The sequence below is a fragment of the Methanothrix sp. genome, from assembly GCA_029907715.1.
Taxonomy (GTDB): domain Archaea; phylum Halobacteriota; class Methanosarcinia; order Methanotrichales; family Methanotrichaceae; genus Methanothrix_B.
On record JARYLI010000002.1, the window covers coordinates 189,724 to 204,926 of the forward strand.

At 55.9% G+C, this 15,203-nt stretch carries 17 protein-coding genes; 13 read left to right on the forward strand and 4 right to left on the reverse strand.

Annotation, left to right across the window (positions count from 1 at the left end):
* Positions 1 to 50: 50 nt before the first annotated feature.
* From QHG98_02560 to QHG98_02620, 13 genes are all read left to right on the forward strand, one after another.
* A complete protein-coding gene (locus tag QHG98_02560) occupies positions 51 to 563 on the forward strand; it encodes a nitroreductase family protein (protein MDH7596611.1) in 513 nt (170 codons plus the stop codon).
* Positions 564 to 742: 179 nt separating this feature from the next.
* Entirely contained in the window at positions 743 to 1,279 is a 537-nt protein-coding gene (locus tag QHG98_02565; GenBank protein ID MDH7596612.1) for a CDP-2,3-bis-(O-geranylgeranyl)-sn-glycerol synthase, read from the forward strand.
* A gap of 53 nt (positions 1,280 to 1,332) precedes the next feature.
* Positions 1,333 to 1,485, forward strand: coding sequence for a hypothetical protein (locus tag QHG98_02570; protein MDH7596613.1), 153 nt, complete (start codon positions 1,333 to 1,335; stop codon positions 1,483 to 1,485).
* 297 nt (positions 1,486 to 1,782) lie between these two features.
* Positions 1,783 to 2,688 carry a tetrahydromethanopterin S-methyltransferase subunit E gene (gene mtrE, locus QHG98_02575; GenBank protein MDH7596614.1) on the forward strand — a complete coding sequence of 302 codons (906 nt, stop codon included), beginning with the start codon at positions 1,783 to 1,785 and terminating at the stop codon, positions 2,686 to 2,688.
* Complete coding sequence (mtrD, locus tag QHG98_02580) at positions 2,685 to 3,374, forward strand: tetrahydromethanopterin S-methyltransferase subunit D (protein MDH7596615.1); 690 nt, start codon at positions 2,685 to 2,687, stop codon at positions 3,372 to 3,374. The genes mtrE and mtrD overlap by 4 nt, the downstream gene beginning before the upstream one ends.
* Before the next feature lies 1 nt (position 3,375).
* A complete protein-coding gene (gene mtrC, locus QHG98_02585) occupies positions 3,376 to 4,203 on the forward strand; it encodes a tetrahydromethanopterin S-methyltransferase subunit C (protein ID MDH7596616.1) in 828 nt (275 codons plus the stop codon).
* A gap of 12 nt (positions 4,204 to 4,215) precedes the next feature.
* On the forward strand, positions 4,216 to 4,566 hold the full coding sequence (locus tag QHG98_02590; GenBank protein ID MDH7596617.1) for a tetrahydromethanopterin S-methyltransferase subunit B: 351 nt from the start codon (positions 4,216 to 4,218) through the stop codon (positions 4,564 to 4,566).
* A gap of 2 nt (positions 4,567 to 4,568) precedes the next feature.
* Positions 4,569 to 5,300 (forward strand): tetrahydromethanopterin S-methyltransferase subunit A, encoded by a 732-nt coding sequence (gene mtrA, locus QHG98_02595; protein MDH7596618.1) that lies wholly within the window; start codon positions 4,569 to 4,571, stop codon positions 5,298 to 5,300.
* Between the two features lie 2 nt (positions 5,301 to 5,302).
* Complete coding sequence (locus tag QHG98_02600; protein MDH7596619.1) at positions 5,303 to 5,527, forward strand: tetrahydromethanopterin S-methyltransferase subunit F; 225 nt, start codon at positions 5,303 to 5,305, stop codon at positions 5,525 to 5,527.
* 3 nt (positions 5,528 to 5,530) lie between these two features.
* On the forward strand, positions 5,531 to 5,785 hold the full coding sequence (mtrG, locus tag QHG98_02605; protein MDH7596620.1) for a tetrahydromethanopterin S-methyltransferase subunit G: 255 nt from the start codon (positions 5,531 to 5,533) through the stop codon (positions 5,783 to 5,785).
* Positions 5,786 to 6,721 carry a tetrahydromethanopterin S-methyltransferase subunit H gene (gene mtrH, locus QHG98_02610; protein MDH7596621.1) on the forward strand — a complete coding sequence of 312 codons (936 nt, stop codon included), beginning with the start codon at positions 5,786 to 5,788 and terminating at the stop codon, positions 6,719 to 6,721.
* Positions 6,722 to 6,766: 45 nt separating this feature from the next.
* Entirely contained in the window at positions 6,767 to 7,399 is a 633-nt protein-coding gene (locus QHG98_02615) for a YkgJ family cysteine cluster protein (GenBank protein MDH7596622.1), read from the forward strand.
* A gap of 262 nt (positions 7,400 to 7,661) precedes the next feature.
* The gene (locus QHG98_02620; GenBank protein ID MDH7596623.1) at positions 7,662 to 11,468 is read left to right on the forward strand and encodes a tetratricopeptide repeat protein; all 3,807 of its coding nucleotides are present in this window, start codon (positions 7,662 to 7,664) and stop codon (positions 11,466 to 11,468) included.
* A gap of 52 nt (positions 11,469 to 11,520) precedes the next feature.
* On the opposite strand, the gene QHG98_02625 is transcribed toward QHG98_02620, so the two are convergent.
* Genes QHG98_02625 through QHG98_02640 form a run of 4 tightly spaced genes read right to left on the reverse strand, consistent with a single transcriptional unit; the run spans position 11,521 to position 15,095 of the window.
* Positions 11,521 to 12,252 carry an RNA methyltransferase gene (locus tag QHG98_02625; protein ID MDH7596624.1) on the reverse strand — a complete coding sequence of 244 codons (732 nt, stop codon included), beginning with the start codon at positions 12,250 to 12,252 and terminating at the stop codon, positions 11,521 to 11,523.
* A 37-nt stretch (positions 12,253 to 12,289) separates the two neighbouring features.
* A complete protein-coding gene (locus QHG98_02630) occupies positions 12,290 to 13,711 on the reverse strand; it encodes an RtcB family protein (protein ID MDH7596625.1) in 1,422 nt (473 codons plus the stop codon).
* An 11-nt stretch (positions 13,712 to 13,722) separates the two neighbouring features.
* Positions 13,723 to 14,148, reverse strand: a complete 426-nt coding sequence (locus QHG98_02635) for an archease (GenBank protein MDH7596626.1) — start codon at positions 14,146 to 14,148, stop codon at positions 13,723 to 13,725.
* A gap of 41 nt (positions 14,149 to 14,189) precedes the next feature.
* Entirely contained in the window at positions 14,190 to 15,095 is a 906-nt protein-coding gene (locus QHG98_02640; GenBank protein ID MDH7596627.1) for a radical SAM protein, read from the reverse strand.
* Positions 15,096 to 15,203 lie beyond the last annotated feature (108 nt).

Genomic DNA, 15,203 nt, shown 5'->3' on the forward strand with positions numbered 1-15,203 from the left:
CGGCAATAACTTTTTCCAGGAGGATCATTATGATCACAAGGTGATCCGGCATGATGGAACTGCTGAGGAGCAGAAGGAGCATAAGGAGGTATAAGGCGAAGGATATCGAGCCTGAGAAGATTGAGATCTTAAAGGAAGCCGCTCTGAGATCTCCGACATCCCGTGGAATAAACCCGTGGAGGTTCTTTTTCATAAGAGACAGGAAGAAGCTTGAGGAGCTATCGCGCGCAAAGGAAAGCGGTTCATCGTTTCTCAAAGACGCGCGTCTGGGGGTCGTCGTCTGCGCTGAAGAGAGTGAATCTGATGTTTGGATAGAGGACTGCTCGATAGCATCCATAATCATGCAGCTCACAGCTCACAGCCTCGGGCTGGGATCCTGCTGGATCCAGATAAGGAACAGGATGCACAGTGCAAACAGGACCTCTGAGGAGTACGTCAGGGAGGTTCTTGGTCTTCCAGGAGATCTCCGTGTGGAGTCGATCATCGCCTTCGGCTACCCGGATGAGGTCAAGCCGCCTCTGCCAGCGGAAGAGCTGGAGTATGGGAAGATAACATCCGACTGAAAAGACTGTCAGAAACGAGGACGGATGCAGACAAGATTGGGGGCGTGCTCATATCACTGGGCCCAGAGGTATGCGACCCTGTAGCGCATGTGGCGTTGTGTCACTGCACCTGGTATTCAGATGGCCACACCTCATCTCAGATACCTTGATATATCGGTTGCTGCTGGTTGTGTAAGGCAATGAATATAATCGTACACTCCATCTGGCTGATGCTGCCTGCATATGTCCCCAACAACTTCGCAGCGCTTTTCGGTGGTGGCACGCCTCTCGATCTGGGGATGAGCCTTCCCGATGGGCACCGTGTGTTTGGAAATGGAAAGACGATTCGTGGAACGATCGCCGGGGTCGCTGGGGGAATTATCGCAGGAGTGCTCCAGAACAGCATCGCCGGAGTCCTAGGGCTTCCAGGCTTCGGTGATGGGATGGAGATGTTTCTTGTTTTATTTGGACTCTCAGCTGGATCCATGCTAGGCGATCTTGCAGCCAGCTTCATCAAGCGACGCCTGGGCATGGAGCGCGGAGCATCGTTCTTTCTTGTTGATCAGCTCGACTTTGTCATGGGCGCATGGGCCCTGACATTTCTGCTCGCCCCAGAGTGGTTCAACGCACAGTTCACCTCACCTGTCATAATCCTCGTTCTTCTGATAACCCCCGTTCTGCATCGCCTCGCAAATGTGATAGGCTACATGGTCGGGGCGAAGAAGGAGCCATGGTGAGATCAAAAGATTGAATACATATCATGTTTCTCTGATCCTCAGGAGGTGAGATTGTGGCCGAGTACATGCGGGGTTTTGAGCAGAAGACCGTCCCACCCATGGGCGAGGATTCCGGAAAGATGGCATATCTCCCGCTGATAGCCATCCTGGGGTTTGGCGTTTTCTCCCTGATAGTCGCATATATGGTCAAGATGCTGGCCTCCTGAGACCGGCATCTTTCATATTCTCCCTTTCGTTAAAAGCGAATGTTTTGGGTCGCTATTAAAACAACCAGAAATCTTTGATCATCTCCTTCATAAACCATTATGCCATCCACTGTCAGTGGTGCAGCCACACAACCAGCAGGCGCACAAAATAAAATTTATGGTAATATGAATCTTAATTCTGATATGCAGCAATGGTTTTTGTTCGCGAAACCTTTATAAGCCTGGCTAAAGGATAAGACAGCGTTATTGGCCAAATTTATCATAATGATTTGGCGAAAATGAATAGGAGGAGGAAAAATGGACGCATTGAGCATGGGGCTCGTCGCTGCTATGGGGGCCCTTGCGACCGTTGCTGGAGCCAGTGAGGATATCGAGTCTGATGTGGGCTCACAGAGCAATCCAAACTCACAGGTCCAGCTTGCTGCTCAGGTCGGAAACCCCCACAGGATATACAATAAGGCGATCTCAGGCGAGCCACCGGCGAACGCCCTTTGGGCTACAACCGCTGCTGTTGTGGCTTACACGCTGATAACAAAGTTCGCAATGCCTGCGCTCTTCGCAATAGCCATAGGCGCGTCGGTTGCAGCGCTCTTCAACGGAGTCTTCTCAACCAGTGCCTACTTCGGCAGGAACGCAAGCCAGCGGAGGTTCAACCAGTGGATATATCTGGATATAGTGCGTTACACAACGACATCGATAATGGCACATGCATGGATAACCGCTTTCTGCATAACATGTATTGCATACATACAGACTCAGATTTTGACACCGCACCATCCGTTCCCGATGCCTGTTATTGCTCTGATATGGGGATTGACCGTTGGTGCGATCGGCTCTTCTGTTGGTGATATTCATTACGGAGGCGAGCGTGAGTTCCAGTGGAGGCTCTTCGGTCAGGGTCTCAACACGATGCTCTCAGGCCAGATTGTGAGAAAGGCCGAGGCGGGATTGAGGAACTCCATAGACAACGCATGGTTCTGCACCAAGCTTGGAGGGCCTCTCACAGGTCTCGGATTTGGCCTGACGGTCTTCCTGGACAACTGGCGCACCACGGTCTTCGACCCGGTGACGCAGGCTGGTCTGGCCATTGGTATGGGTCTCTTCTTCGTGATACTTATGAACCTCTACAACTTCTACGTTGAGACCTCGATAAGAAAGAAGTACGGCCCGTATCCAGGGTACAAGGGGGATATCGCAGCATGAACTTTGATGCTTTAACCATTGTGTACATTCTGGAGATCATAGTGGGTGGACTGCTGGTCGGCGTGGGCGTTCACTTCGTGCCGGTAGGCGGCGCGCCTGCGGCCATGGCACAGGCCACAGGAATCGGCACGGGCACGGTTCAGCTGGCAGCCGGCTCCGGGCTTACAGGACTGCTGGCTGCTGGTCTCATGATGTCGGTCACAGATAACATCTGGCCAATCCTTGCATCAGGCGCGGTCGGGGCAATGATAATGATAGATGCCACGATGATGACCGGCGGCTGGATATATGCTTACGCGGTTGGCGCCCCGTTCGCATCGGCCAAGGTCAACTACGATCCCATCACCGGATACTCGCAGCCTCCATATGTCGCCCCGGGCACTGTCGGGCAGGGGATTCCCACAGTCTGCTACGTGAGCGGCACAATCGGCGCCTTCATGGGCGGTCTCGGTGGCGCGCTGATCTACTACCCGCTGATGATGACAAACCACAACCCATCTCTGAGCGCTCTCTTCGCGATCGGCATATTCCTGGTGAATGCTGTTCTGGCGTCGTGGAACATCCAGGGAACGATCGAGGGGTTCCACGATCCGAAGTTCAAGAGATGGCCGAAGGCGTTCAGATCATGCCTTGTCGCAACCCTGATTCTGGCGCTCGTGGCTGTTACAATAACAGGAGGTGCATGAGATGACAGTAGCAGGAGGAGCACCAACTGCACCTGCAGCGATAACCCCTGAGAAGCTCAGGATCTATGGGCTTGGAGGAGCACTTGTCGGGATATACCTTGCTGCTGTGCTCAACAGTGTCCTGGGAACAGACATATTCTCGATTCTAGCTGCAGCAGGAGCTGTGGCAGCTGCGGTAACCGGGGCGAATGCGGTCCGGAGGGTCTGCGGCTACGGTATCGGTACCGGTGTCCCATCGATAGGGATGCTGGCGCTGGGTATGGGCATAGTCGGAGCGTCGTTCGGTCTCTCGACCGCGCAGCAGCTGGGAGTATCGATGGCAGGTGTCATCATAGCGCTGGTCTATGCGATGGTCTTCGGTTACATCGTGGGTGCGATCGCAAACAGGGTCATGGGCTTCAACATACCAATAATGGAGGAGGGTCTCACCGATCTCTCAGGTGCAGGCGCCATGGCCATCATCGGCTGGTCCTATGCGATCTCCGGATCGCTGGGGTATGCAGACATGGTGACGAAGGTGTTCAACACCGGATACCTTGCGATAGTATTCATCTGCGGCGGTCTTGCGATTCTGCATCCGTTCAACGCGAACCTTGGGCCGGACGAGAAGCAGGACAGGACGCTGGTGAACGGGCTGATGGTCGGCTCTCTGGCTGTCGTCGCTGTCGGTCTGTGTTCCCTGGCAACGCTCAGCACCACTGCAGCAATCATAACCATTGTGATCGGTGCGGCCGCGTGGTACTACTTCTACGTATGGTACTACAGGCTGGTCAAGAGAGATGCTGCGGCTGTTGTTGGAACAGGCCTGCTGCCGCCGAGCGCGCTATGAGGAGGCACAAAGATGGGATTCGTCAGAATATCTCCAGAACTGGGGCTGCTCTTCGATCCACTTAAGGGAGTTGTCGCGGAGCAGAGGGAGGATGTGGTTCTGTACACATTCGATCCGGTTATGGACAGGATTGAGAGGCTTGATGCGATCGCAGACGACCTGATGAACCAGCTGGTCCCGGATAATGAGCTGCTGGAGTCTTACAAGAACAGAGGAAAGACCTCTCTCATAGGCGGCCTTTACACCAACATCTGGGTCGGCTTCATCATAGGTCTGGTGATCTCATTCGTCGTGCTGATCGGCATGGTCTTCAGCGATCCGGCGAAGCTTGAGATGCTCAGAAAGGCTATGGGAGGTGCGTGATTATGGTGCTAAAGAAGAAACCCGCTGAGCCCTGGCCTGTGATCACCGGCGAGTATGAGGTCGGCAACCCGGAGAGCCCTGTGGCTGTTGTGACCTGCGGCTCTCACCTCAAGAACTCTGAGCTGATAGCAGCTGGTGCAGCTCTGGCCGGGCCGTGCAAGACCGAGAACATAGGCATAGAGAAGATGGTCGCCAACGTGATCTCCAACCCGAATATCAGATACCTGCTGATCACAGGTATGGAGGTCAAGGGTCACATCACAGGGCAGGCGATAGAGGCGTTCACTGCAAACGGAATAGACAAGGAGGGCAGGATCGTCGGGGCCAAGGGCGCAATTCCGTTCATCCAGAACCTGACGCCTGAGGCGATAGAGCGGTGGAGGCAGCAGATCACCACGATCAACATGATCGACACAGAGGATATGGGTGCCATCACCGCGAAGATAAAGGAACTCGTCGCCAAAGATCCCGGCGCATTGGATGTCGAGCCGATGATCGTCGAGATCAAGGAGGCTGGCGCCGAGGAGGGTGAGGGCGGTCTCAGGCCGATGGCCGCGGAGGTCGTGGAGGTTCGTTCGAGGATCCGGGCCATGGATATGGCCGTGACGAACAACGGCCTGCTCAATAAATTCCAGGCTGGAGTTTATGTGGGCAAGATAGAGGGGATCGCGCTTGGAATGACCCTGACCCTGGCCATATTCGGGCTTATACTCAAGATGGTAGGAGGGAGCTGAGAATGGCAGAGGAAATAGCATACGGACAGGGAACTCCGGCTGTTATAGAGCCTGCAATGCCCCTCTTCGATCAGATCGTGGACGACATCAAGTACAAGGCGCAGCTCCTGGCCAGGGAGACTAAGCTGAGCTCTGGCGTCATTGCGGCGACCCCGCAGGGATTTGCGATCGGCTTCTTCCTCGCCGTGGCCATGATGCTGGGCCCCTTCCTGCTAGTGGGGGTGTGAGTTGTGGCGGATGAGGCAAAGGATACAAAGCCCGTCGTCCCTGTTGCAGTGGTCGATCGCGACCAGTACAGGGAGATAATGGCGCGTCTCGATAAGATCGAGGAGAAGATCGAGTTCTACTCGGCTGAGAAGTTCCTGAGAGCCGGAAAGTCCGTGGGCAGGGATCTGGGCGTTGCCTACGGCGTGTGTGCTGGACTGATAATAATATTGGCGTACATACTGTTCATGTATGCCGGCAACTGGGTGAAGGTGATTTGAATGTTCAGGTTCGATAGAAAGCAGGAGGTCTTCGACTTCGGCAAGTTCAAGATCGGGGGTCAGCCTGGCGAGTACCCGACTTGCTGCATCGGCACTATGTTCTATGCCAGGCACAAGATAGTATCCGATCCGGAGCATGGGGTGTTCGATAAGAACGCTGCTGAGAAGCTCTGGAACCAGCAGGTTGAGATGAGCGAGATCACAGGGAACACCTGCATGAACCAGATCGTGGCAGAGACGAACGAGGCTATGCAGAAGGAGATCGACTGGTTCGTGGAGATCTCCGACTACCCGTTCCTCATCGATTCCTCTGCTCCAGAGGTCCGCGCCTTCGGGGTCAAGTACGCCACCGAGATCGGGGTCGCGGACAGGGCGGTGCACAACTCCATCAACGCCTCGATAACGGATGAGGAGCTGCAGGCGCTCAAGGAGAGCGATCTTGACGCAGCGATTGTCTTGGCGTTCAACGCGATGGAGAAGGGAACCAAGGGGAAGATGGATATACTCACGAAGGCCGCAGGCGGCGCAAAGAAGGGGATGCTCGAGTACGCTAAGGACTGCGGCATAACGAGGATTCTCATAGACACAGCGGCGATGCCGCTGGGCGCTGGCTCAGGAGCCACATACAGAGCATGCATCGCTGTCAAGGCGATGCTGGGCCTGCCGGTCGGCGGAGGCTTCCACAACGCTGCGTCCGCATGGGACTGGATGAAGAAGTGGAAGAAGACCCACAAGGAGGCATTCGCTCCTGTGGATATCGGCTCGAACCTCGTCGCCGGAATCGTGGGCGCAGACTTCTACCTCTACGGCCCGATCGAGAACGCGCCGATGATATTCCCGGCTGCTGCGATGGTCGACATCATGAAGGCCGAGTCGATCCAGGAGCTCGGCCTCGAGGTGCTGGATCCGAACCATCCGATAAAGAAGACCCTGTAGGGCGTTTCTCCGCCCTGCTCTTATTTTCATTCCAGGAGTCCTGTTTTGCCCAGAGTCTACGTCTCTCTGTCCTTTGACAGGGTTCGCTTCAAATGCCAGCGCTGTGGCGCGTGCTGCCACCACCGCAGGCCGTCTGAGTTTTCAGAGCTGATACCTCCAGAGCTGGTGCAGAGGTTCGTCGAGCGCTCGAACCTCATACATCTGAATGAGGATGAGATCTCCAGGATATCGAGAATTTATGGTCTCAGGCCTGAGGAGTTTGTGGATACACTCTATCCCTATGATGGGAGGGCCGTCAGGATATCGGATGATGGTTCTGGGGTGGTGCTGGATATACCTGTACTTAAATCCAAGCCGGATACGACCTGCGTCTTTTACGACAATGGCTGCAGGATATACCCGCACAGGCCCAGGGCGTGCAGGCTCTTTCCCTTTCGCATATCTGAGCGTGAGATCGCGGGGGATGTGGTTCTCAGCATAGATTACAATCCAGGCTGCCCCGGTATCGGAAAGGGGGATTATGCTGATACGAGAAAAATACGGGAGCTGGCGGTGGAGATCTTCTCAAAACGCATGAACGCTATCACCCGCGAGACAAAGGAGCTCATCGCATCGGGATCCATCAAGCCTGGTATGGTGGTGTACAGAACCATGCCCGGTGGACCCCGAACCAGGTGATCGGTTGCCTGATCTATGGATGCATCGCATATGCATGTTCGGTGGATGCATCGCATATGTATTTTCGTCGATCTTTTTTAGAATTTTGAGGCGTTTCGATCAACTCAGTAACCCTGAAATAGAACGCACTTCAAAAAACGTAGATTTTATAAAGGAGAAGATTTACTACAGTGAGAATATCTGAGCGGATATGTGGGGAGATCCGCAAAGTGGGGATTCATCTTGTCCATGATCATGCTTCTCTGTGTAAAGGAGGTATTACGTGGTGGATGAGGCCGGAGCCTTGTGTGCCATCGCAGGCTTTCTGGATGGTGATGTTGGGGATCACAGGGTGATTGAGCGGATCGCGCTGGAGGCTGATGGGCCGCTGGCATCGCTGGCAAGAGCTGTGCAGTCCTCAGATATATCCAGGGCACTGTCACATCTGGATGATCTCGCAGAGCAGTATTCGGCATCCACAGATTGCAGCATCTGGTTCTCTCTGGGCACAATATCACACCGTCTCGGTTCGCTTGAACGGGCGGTGAGCCATCTCTCAAGAGCTCTGGAGCTCGCATCCGGAGCATATGAGGTCAGAATTCTCTCCCGACTCGGGTCGATCTATGCGGATGTTGAGGACTGGGATCGGGCGATCTCTCTATACAGGGATGCTCTCGCGCGGGTGGAGCGCGGGGATCCGGATCGCGCTGGCATTCTCATAAAACTCTCAAGAGCATGCAGAGAGGCTAGAAGATGGGATGAGGCACTGCAGTGCAGCTCTGATGCGATAGATCTCCTCAGATCATCAGGAGACAGAAGCTCCGTCGCGAGGGCGATCATGGAGGAGGCCGAGATCCGGAGGGAGATGGGGGATTTATCATCTGCTGAGGAGCTCTACAGGACGTGCCTTGAGGAGTTCGAGCGGCTGGGGGAGATTCCGTTCGTGTGCAGGTCTCTGGAGATGCTGGGTCGCATATCTCAGCTCAGAGGCGAATCCAGGAGAGCTGAGGACCTTTTCGATATGGCCATGCACAGGTACGAGCACTGCCATGAGATAGAGGGAGCATCGAGGACTGCACTTCTTCTGGGAGATCTGCATGCGATCGAGGGGAGGTTTTCCAGCGCGGAGGAGTGCTACCTGAAGGCGCTGGAGGGCTTTCGAGAGGTATCAGATCGCGAGAGCGTGGCGAACACACTGCTGAGCCTCGCCAGGCTCTACGGGTCCATGGGCGAGTGGAGGGGAGCTGTCGAGCGCTATCGCGAGGCTCTTGATATCCTGCAGTCTGAGCAGTCACAGGATCTCGCAAGGGCTCTAAGAGAGATGGGGACTGCATGCTACAGATTGAGAGATTATGAGATGGCGCAGAATTATTTCATGAAGTCTCTCGAGCTCAGCGAGGCCCTCGGGGAGAGGGACGGCATGGCTGCATCGCACACAGGCATGGGTCACATGCTCTCAGACCTTGGCGATTGGGATGGCGCTGTAGAGCACTATGAGAGGGGTGCCGAGCTCCTGCGTGAGATGGGAGATCTCAGGGGTGCTGCAGCATGCACATCAAACATAGCGAGCGTGTACCAGATGATGGGGGATCTGGAGAAGGCGCTGGATATCTATCACGATGCTCTTCAGATCCAGGAGCGGCTTGGCGATATGCAGGGCGCATCGAAGACCCTGAACAACATGGGTCTCGTCTACCAGCACATGGGCGAGATCGAGGCTGCTGAGAGAAACTACATGCGCTGCCTGGAGCTGAAGGAGCAGCTCGGGGATGTCCACGGCGCTGCGAACACGCACATCAACCTCGCGACCCTTTACGAGATCCAGAGGCGCTGGGATGATGCCATAGCCCATTATCAGGATGCTCTGGAGACGTTCGAGGCGATCGGCGATCGCAGGGGCATGGCTGCGGTTATGAACAACCTCGGAAATGTGTACGAGGAGAAGGGGGACATCCTGCAGGCGATAAAGAGCTACAGGATGAGCATGGAGCTCGATGGTGGAGATGCAAGCATCGCGAAGATATCATGGAATCTTGGGGGGCTCTACCAGAGGATCGGGGATGCTGAGAGCGCGGAGAAGTGCTACAGGGCCAGCCTGGAAGCCTTCCAGAGCATTGGAGATGAGAGGGGTGCGGCCTATGCTCTCATGGGCCTCGGCAGCATCGCGCTGGAGCGTGGCCTTTGGGACGATGCGCTGGACTGTTTTAAGAGGTGTGTCGATCTCAGGCTTGATACGCCAGAGGCCCTGAGGGTGCTTGGAAGCATCGCATCTGTTTATGAGAGAAAGGGCATGTGGCAGGAGGCCCTTGCAGAGTACAGGAAGGTGCTTGAGAGGTTCAGGGGGATGGGAGATTCTCTCGGTGTTGCAGCGGTTCTGAGCACAATCGGCAACCTCCTGGCGGAGCAGGGGCACTGGGATGATGCCCTTGAGCACTACAGTGAGAGCCTTGAGATATTCGAGAGGCTCGGCGACGGCTACAGCACAGCGGTCACCACAAACAACATGGCAAATGTGCTTTACAGGCGGGGAGACTGGGACAGGGCTCTGAGCATGTACACAAAAGCGATGGAGCACTTCCAGCGGGTTGGGGACATGCAGAGCCATGGAGCCACGCTGAGCAACGTCGCGAGCATACACTACAGGAGGGGCGAGTGGGAGAGGGCGATAGAGCTCTACCACAAAAGCCTCGAGATATTCGAGGGGCTCGACGATTCGAGGGCATCCTCGATGGTGCTCAACAACCTCGGGCTCCTCTACCACAGGAGGGGCGAGTGGTCGCTGGCAGTGGACCACTTCAGGCTGGCAGTGGAGTACGCGATGCGTGCCGGAGACCGTGAGGCTGCCACGGAGTTCCAGGCCAACATAGACATGGTGAGATCATGCCGCGGAGAGGCATCTGTCGACATCGAGGGGTATCTCAAAAAGCTGGAGGAGCTCGAGAAGGCAGAGGACGTTGAGGCGGCTGCAGAGATGCACGGGATACTGGCAAATGCATATGCTGACATCTTCCGCTGGGAAGAGGCGCTGGATCATTACCAGAAGAGCCTGGAGCTCTTCGAGCGCACCGGCGACAGGTACAGCGCTGCGGAGACGATGTTCAACATGGCTCTGATCTACAGGGATCGGGGTGAGTGGTCGATCGCCGAGGACCTCCTCTCGAGGAGCATGAGCGAGTTCAGAGCGCTGAAGGCATCGCCATGCTACAGCATGTCGCGCCTCAACCTGGGGCTTTTGAAGGAGATCAGAGGAGCAGATCCTGAGGAGGATATACTATCCGCGATCACCACGTTTGAGAGCATAGGCGCGATTCCGGATCTCTGCGAGGCATATCTCGCGATGGCCAGGGTGAAGCTGAACAGAGGGGAGATGAGCGAGGCGCGCTTCTACCTCTCTGAGGCTGAGACGCTCATACTGAAGACAGGTTACGATTCCATGAGGATCAGGCTTTACATCGAGTGGGGCGATTTTTATCTATCACAAACGCCCGCCGAGGCCAGGAGCTGCTACAGCAAGGCCCTTGCGCTTGCTAGAAAGATGGGGCTCACCAGGGATGAGGGTGCAGCGCTTCGGAGCCTCGGTGCTGCGTCTCTGAACGCCGGAGATTATGATGATGCAGAGGAGCACCTCCAGAAAGCCCTCGAGCTCTTCAAATCCATCAACTCCATGTACGATCTCCTCTCCACATATGCGCTTATTGCGACGCTGTACTTCAACAGAAAGGATCACGCCAGGGCGGAGGAGACAGCTCTGCTCCTTGAGAGACAGGCCAGGAGGCTCGGCTACAGGGATCTGCAGGTCAAGGCGCTGGAGGTGATGGCTGGCTGTGAGCTGGCGACCTCAAGGACAGATGCAGCTGTGAGCACCTACCTGGAGGCGCTTAACATAGCGCAGTCGGATGGGGTATCGAAGAGGCTGCTATCAGAGCTGACCAGGAACATAGTCAGCAGCCTCCAGGAGATACTTAGGGAGAGGGCGAATCTCTCTGATATGTCTGCAATAAAAACGGTCGAGTGCCTGCTCGAGGCGCTCCGTGCGGGTCTGACGTGCAGGGTGGATTTCGCAGACGATATCGTGCTCGGAGGCGCATAGATCGAGTGCCTCCTGCAATCCCCCGGCATCCTGTAACTTCACCCACTCTGACTCAGTCAGCTCTTCGGTCGGCATGATCCCCCTCGACCTTCCATATCGCCTTCTTTATCACGCCGAGAAGGGTGTTCGCCTCCCGCTCTGTCAGCTCAGCCCTTCCGAATATCCGGCGGAGCATCAGCACCACGTAGCGGATCTTGTGCTCTGGATAGTTGATGATCCTGAGGAGATGATCTGTGCTCTCGTATATCCTTTCCAGCATATCTCTGGCAGCCAGTCTGACCTCGAGCGTTGAATCGACCTGGCCGAGTTCGTAGAGGATCACGGTTGCTGCATGCGATAAATTCATAACTGGGTAATCGTCGCTCGTTGGTATTGACACAAGCACATCACAGGCCATCAGCTCGTCATTTGTCAGCCCCCAGTCCTCCCTCCCCAGCAGGAGGGCCACGGTCCCGTCCTTGTCCCTCAACCGCTCCGCGAGCTCTGATGGTGTGAGAAAGGGTACGCGGAGATGGAGTCTCAGATGATGGTGATCTCTGCCAAGACGCTTCCCGGTTGTGCCCACCACGAGGCTGGCACCCTCCAGGGCATCCTCAAGACGGTCCACACTTCTGGCGGACTGGAGGATATCCTTTGCATGCGCTGCCATGGCCATGCAAAACGAGCCGAGCTCGCATGGCCTGACGAGAACGAGGTCGCTGAAGCCGAAGTTCTTCATAGACCTCGCCACTGCGCCCACGTTCCCTTCGTACCTGGGCTCTACGAGCACCACCCTCAGCTTCATCCGCAGTTGCGGGTTCGTTTGAGCTCTTAAATCTAACTCATCCCTTTGAGACCCCGAGGGGTATCATCTGTGCGACCTTCTTCGCAAGCCCCAGCGCATGCACGACCTCGACCACCTCATGGCTGGGCTTGTAGACCTCTGGCGCCTCCTCTGCGAGCACAGCAGGCTCCGTCGCCATCACCTTGATCCCCTCTCGCTGGAGGCTTGCCCTAACATCAGATCCCCTGTAGGTCTTCTTCGCCTGGCTCCTGCTCATTATCCGGCCGGAGCCATGGCATGCGCTGCCGAACGTGAGCTCCAGCGCCCTGTCCTGGCCACAGAGGACATACGAGGGGGTTCCCATGCTACCCGGGATCAGCAGGGGCTGTCCGACGTCTCTGTAGTCCTGGGGCACCTCTCTTCTGGAGGGGCCGAACGACCTGGTTGCACCCTTCCTGTGGACGTACAGCCTTTCGAGCTTTCCATCAACCATGTGCTCCTCTATCTTGGCGACGTTGTGCGCCACGTCGTAGACGAGAGGCATCTCCACATCACCGAAGTATTTCGCGAAGACCTCCCTGGTCCAGTGTGCTATGATCTGCCGGTTCGCCCAGGCGTAATTCGCTGCTGCAGCCATCGCCCCGAAGTAGTTCGTCGCCTCCGGAGTTCCTATGGGCGCGCATGCGAGCTGCTTGTCCGGCAGGTCGATATTGTACTTCCTCACAGCCCTTGACAGGACCTCAAGATGATCTGTGCATATCTGATGTCCCGCGCCCCTCGACCCGCAGTGTATCATGACAGTCACCTGATTCTTGAAGAGTCCGAAGCGCCTGGCGATGCGCTCATCATACACCTCTCCCACATACTGGACCTCGAGGAAGTGATTGCCGCTGCCGAGCGTACCGAACTGTGGCCTTCCGCGCTTTCTGGCCTTAGTGCTGACCTGGTTCGGGTCAGCACCCTTCAGGCAACCATTCTCCTCGCAGTGCTCCAGATCCTCATCAGTGCCGTAGCCCTGCTCCACAGCCCATCTCGCCCCGGTGACGAACGCCTCTGTGAGCTCGCTGTCTGACACATGGAGCCTGCTTGTGGCACCAACTCCCGATGGGATCTCCTTGAAAAGGGATTCGATTAGATCAGAGATCACGGGCCTGACCTCATCAACAGTCAGGTCTGTGCGCAGGAGGCGCACGCCGCAGTTGATATCGAACCCAACACCGCCCGGGCTTATCACTCCGCCGTCCTCCCGGAATGCTGCGACGCCGCCTATCGGAAATCCGTATCCGAGGTGCGCATCCGGCATGGCCATGGAGTACTTCACTATCCCCGGCAGGGTGGCCACGTTTGCGACCTGCTCTATAGTTCCGGGCTCCACCATCTCCAGGAGAGACTCGGAGATGAATATCCTGCCCGGGACACGCATTCCATCCTTGTAGCCTATCGGCAGCTCGTAAATATTCTCATCTACCTTATTGAGCATGTGATCACCTCTCAAACATCGAGCACAACCTGCATCATCCAGGGACTGTTGGAATCTCCAGGTCTCACCTCAAACTGGTGGAGTGTGACTGCCTTGATCTCGGTCTCGAATGAGTGCCTCCTCCTGTCTATATGCTCGCCACGGGCCCTGGCATTCAATCTCCACATATCATTATGGCTCAGAGATATATCAAAATCTCTGAAGACCGCCATCTCCGCGCTGAACAGGAAGAGAAGCTCGGAGAGCCATCTGTACGCGAGGCTCTCCAGATCCTCGGCCTCCAGCTCAACCTCCCATACCCTCTCAGGTTTGATTGTGGCAGTATCCATCATGACGCTGAACATCGCCAGGGCCGCGTTTCTCAGCATCTCCTCCGGGCTGGACCCATAGGCTCTGAACTTGACATCAGCTGTGTGCTCCAGAAACTCGTATTGCATTTATCTCTGCCTCCAAAGAACCGGGGTCTGTCTCGTGCCCCTCAAATATCCTCCAGTCCCCTCGATAGGCCGGCAGCCCTTGCAAGCCGCAGGGCCTCACGGTACTCACTCAGCGTTATGCGCCTCGAGAGCTCTGTGTATTGATCTGCCCTGTACTCGGGCCTGTACTGGTCCATGATGTTGATGTACGTGTTCTTTGAGAGCTCTGATATGAACCTCACAACCTCCTCTGTGCCAGCCAGGTTGTTCGGGAGGACCAGATGGCGCACGAGCAGGCCTCTCACTGCGATCCCGTTCTCGATGACCAGATCTCCTACCTGCCGGTGCATCTCCCTTATCGCAGCCTTCATGACCTCCACATATCCGGGTGCATTGGAGTATCTGATTGCCATCTCGTCAGAGCCGTATTTTGCGTCAGGCATGTATATGTCTATGATCCCATCCAGAAGGCGGAGCGTCTCCACGGAATCATACCCTCCGCTGTTGTAAACCAGAGGTATGCTCAGGCCCATCTCGCATGCGATGACCAGAGCCTCGAGTATCTGTGGCACAACATGCGTCGGCGTGACAAGATTGACGTTATGACATCCCGTCAGCTGGAGATGCATCATTATGCCGGCGAGGCGTTCTGCGGTGACCTCAACCCCCATATCGAGCTGGCTTATCTCGTAGTTCTGACAGAAGACGCATGCGAGGTTGCAGCCGGCGAAGAATATGGTTCCAGAGCCGTGGTATCCGACAAGCGGCGGTTCCTCTCCGTAGTGTGGACCCGCGCTGCTCACCTTCGCCAGGCGGCCTGTCCTGCAGAACCCCAGCTCTCCATCAGCCCGATTAACCCCACATCTCCTGGGGCATATATCGCAGTGCTCGAGCCTGCGAATCGCCTCCTCCGCCCTGGACTGAAGCTCCTCGGGAGGCATGCGATTGTAGACTGCCACGTGTATCACTTATTTCAGTGTGGAAATATTCGGCGATCAAGCTTTCGGTGTTGCTGTGATCTGATGGGCTCGATGACATTTGTCAGATGCAAAAGGACCGCGCTGGAGCTTCATGCA

Excerpts from the sequence above, each read along its gene's own strand:
- mtrC (MDH7596616.1), top strand. The coding sequence starts at position 3,376 with ATGACAGTAGCAGGAGGAGCACCAACTGCACCTGCAGCGATAACCCCT.
- QHG98_02565 (MDH7596612.1), top strand. The coding sequence starts at position 743 with ATGAATATAATCGTACACTCCATCTGGCTGATGCTGCCTGCATATGTC.
- QHG98_02635 (MDH7596626.1), bottom strand. The coding sequence starts at position 14,148 with ATGCAATACGAGTTTCTGGAGCACACAGCTGATGTCAAGTTCAGAGCC.
- mtrH (MDH7596621.1), top strand. The coding sequence starts at position 5,786 with ATGTTCAGGTTCGATAGAAAGCAGGAGGTCTTCGACTTCGGCAAGTTC.
- QHG98_02625 (MDH7596624.1), bottom strand. The coding sequence starts at position 12,252 with ATGAAGCTGAGGGTGGTGCTCGTAGAGCCCAGGTACGAAGGGAACGTG.
- QHG98_02630 (MDH7596625.1), bottom strand. The coding sequence starts at position 13,711 with ATGCTCAATAAGGTAGATGAGAATATTTACGAGCTGCCGATAGGCTAC.
- mtrD (MDH7596615.1), top strand. The coding sequence starts at position 2,685 with ATGAACTTTGATGCTTTAACCATTGTGTACATTCTGGAGATCATAGTG.
- QHG98_02600 (MDH7596619.1), top strand. The coding sequence starts at position 5,303 with ATGGCAGAGGAAATAGCATACGGACAGGGAACTCCGGCTGTTATAGAG.
- QHG98_02590 (MDH7596617.1), top strand. The coding sequence starts at position 4,216 with ATGGGATTCGTCAGAATATCTCCAGAACTGGGGCTGCTCTTCGATCCA.
- mtrE (MDH7596614.1), top strand. The coding sequence starts at position 1,783 with ATGGACGCATTGAGCATGGGGCTCGTCGCTGCTATGGGGGCCCTTGCG.
- mtrA (MDH7596618.1), top strand. The coding sequence starts at position 4,569 with ATGGTGCTAAAGAAGAAACCCGCTGAGCCCTGGCCTGTGATCACCGGC.
- QHG98_02560 (MDH7596611.1), top strand. The coding sequence starts at position 51 with ATGATGGAACTGCTGAGGAGCAGAAGGAGCATAAGGAGGTATAAGGCG.